2 protein-coding genes are annotated in these 2,301 nt (G+C 74.4%); both read right to left on the reverse strand.

Annotation, left to right across the window (positions count from 1 at the left end; genetic code table 11):
- On the reverse strand, window positions 1-1,610 hold a 1,610-nt coding region (locus HW445_RS27520), incomplete at its 3' end, for a cellulose binding domain-containing protein (RefSeq protein WP_180223578.1).
- A gap of 443 nt (window positions 1,611-2,053) precedes the next feature.
- Window positions 2,054-2,301, reverse strand: a 248-nt coding sequence (locus tag HW445_RS27525) for a TAXI family TRAP transporter solute-binding subunit (RefSeq protein ID WP_306673370.1), incomplete at its 5' end; no start/stop codon positions are given.

The following is a 2,301-nucleotide window of genomic DNA, read 5'->3' on the forward strand; positions in this document are numbered from 1 at the left end:
AGACTGGTGACGGTCTGGCCGGAGGCCAGGGTCATGCCGACGGACCAGCCGCTGATCGAACTCGCGCCGTCGTTGCGGACCGTCACCTCGCCCTGGTGGCCGCCGGGCCAGGAGTTGACCGTGCGGTGCGCCGCGGAGCAGCCGGCGCCCGGGGTGCCTCCGGTGGAGCCGGACGTCGTGCCCGAGGTGGTGCCGCTGGTCGTGCCGGCCGTGGTGCCGGTCGTGGTGCCCGCCGACGTGCCGGCCGTGGTGCCGGTCGTGGTGCCCGCCGACGTGCCGGCCGTGGTGCCGGTCGTGGTGCCCGAGGTGGTGCCGCTGGTCGTGCCTCCGGAGGTCCCGCCGTCGGCGAGGGTGGGGGTCGTCCAGTCCCGCCACCCCGAGAGGCTGCCGGCCTTGGCGGAGGCGACGCGGAAGACGCCGGGCCCGCTGCCGGAGTTCTTCAGGAAGGCGTTGATGCTCTGCTGCATCGGTGTGCGCCACTCCGTACGCGAGGCGCAGTGGGTGCCGTCCTGCACGTCGGACCAGTACGAGATCGCGCTCTGCGCGCCGAGCGCCTTGTAGACCTCCGCGCCGCCGAGCGCGGCCACGCTGCCGGACCTGGCGGCCAGCCAGTCGACGTGCGGGTTCTCCATGAGGAACAGGCCGCGCGGAGCGATCATGCCGATCATCTGGTGGGTGTCCACCGGCAGGTTGTCGGGCGAGGAGGTGGAGGAGCCGAACGCGTCGCCGAGCCACGGCTGTTCGCCGTAGGCGCTGCTCAAGGGCTGGGCCCCGCTCTCGCCGTTGACCCCGCGCAGGATCGGCGCGCCGCCGGTGCCCGACTCGACCGGCATGGTCAGCGCGATCCGCTGGTCGAACGCGCCGGCCACGAACGCGCCCTTGCCGTAGCGGGAGCAGCCGGTGACGCCCAGCGAGTCGCCCCGCAGGACGGAGCCGCCCGACTGCTGGACGACGTCGATGATCCGGCTGACGCCCCACGACCACGCCATCAGCAGGCCGGTGGAGCTGGTGTTGCCGTACAGGGTGTAGAAGGCGCCCTGCTTGTTGGTGCGTGCGGTGCCCTCACGGCCGACGGCGAGCGGGTCGTAGTTGATGACGGCGGCGCCGGCCGCCTTGATGGTCGCGGTGTCCGCGCCCAGGCCGCCGATGACGATCACGGCCGGGAACGGGCCGGTGCCGCTCGGCAGTTCCACCTTCGCGGAGAAACTGGCGCTGCGGCCCTGGTCGGAGACGTTCACCGTGATGTTGCCGCCGGACACCGTGCCGGTCACGGTCGGCTTCGCGGGCTTCTGGCCGTAGACGGTCCGCTCGGCCAGCTCCCTGATCTCCGCCCGGCGGCAGCGCCAGTCGGCCTTGCTGGTGACACGGGTGCCGTCGATCCGCTTGAACGGGTCGGGGAGCAGGGAGCTCGAGCCGGACGGGGTGCTCCCGACGGGGCAGTCGGCCCCCTCGTCCTCGACGGTGGAGGCGGCCACGGCCTGGACGGCGGCGGCCGGGAGGGTGGCCGTCGCGGCGTCGGCCCGCGGATCCAGGGTGGTGAACACCAGGCTCGCGGTCGCCGCGAGCGAGGCCAGGGCCCATGCCCAGGGCCGTAGCAGGGGTAAGCGCATGAGACCTCCAGAGGGAGGGGCGCGGCCGGGCCGGAGCCGCCCGGAGCGCGCCGGGTGGGGGGACGGTGCTGCCGGCCTGTCGGGGTGGGGCTGTCCTCGGCCAGGCGGAGCCTCCCGGCACGGCTGGCGCGCGACCGCCGGTGCGGACGGGAGGGGCGGGAGCGCTCCCAGATTAGGAACGGCACGAGGGCGTGACAACGCTCCGGCGGCACCCGTCTCAGGTTGGCCGTTCTGCCCCTCCTGGTCACCGGCGTACCGGGCGCCCCGGTGGGACGGATCGGCGGAAACCGGTGCGGTGAGGGCCGCCCCCGCCGTCATCGACTGGAATCATTCGGCCACTTCCGGGACAAGAGCGAAACTTTCCGAATGTTTCGGGCGGGTGCGGGTGCGGGTGCGGGTGCGGCTGGGCCCGCGGGCAGGGATGGCGCGCGGGGTCCGCCTCCTCACCCGTGCAACGCGCGGTAGGCCGTGACGGCTCCGGGGTGCAGCGGGGTCGCGCCGGTGCTGATCAGGCTGCGGATGTCCAGGAACTGGGCGCCGACGGCCCGGTCGGGGACCAGGGCGGCCGCGCGGAGGACCAGCAGGCGGGTGAGCAGCCCGGCGACGGCCGGGTCGAGATCCGGGCGGCACACCAGCAGGTTGGACACCCCGACGGTGGCGACGCCGCCGGCCGCCCGGTAGGCCCTCGGGG

This window comes from Streptomyces sp. UH6 (genome assembly GCF_013421635.1).
GTDB classification, from domain to species: domain Bacteria; phylum Actinomycetota; class Actinomycetes; order Streptomycetales; family Streptomycetaceae; genus Streptomyces; species Streptomyces abyssomicinicus.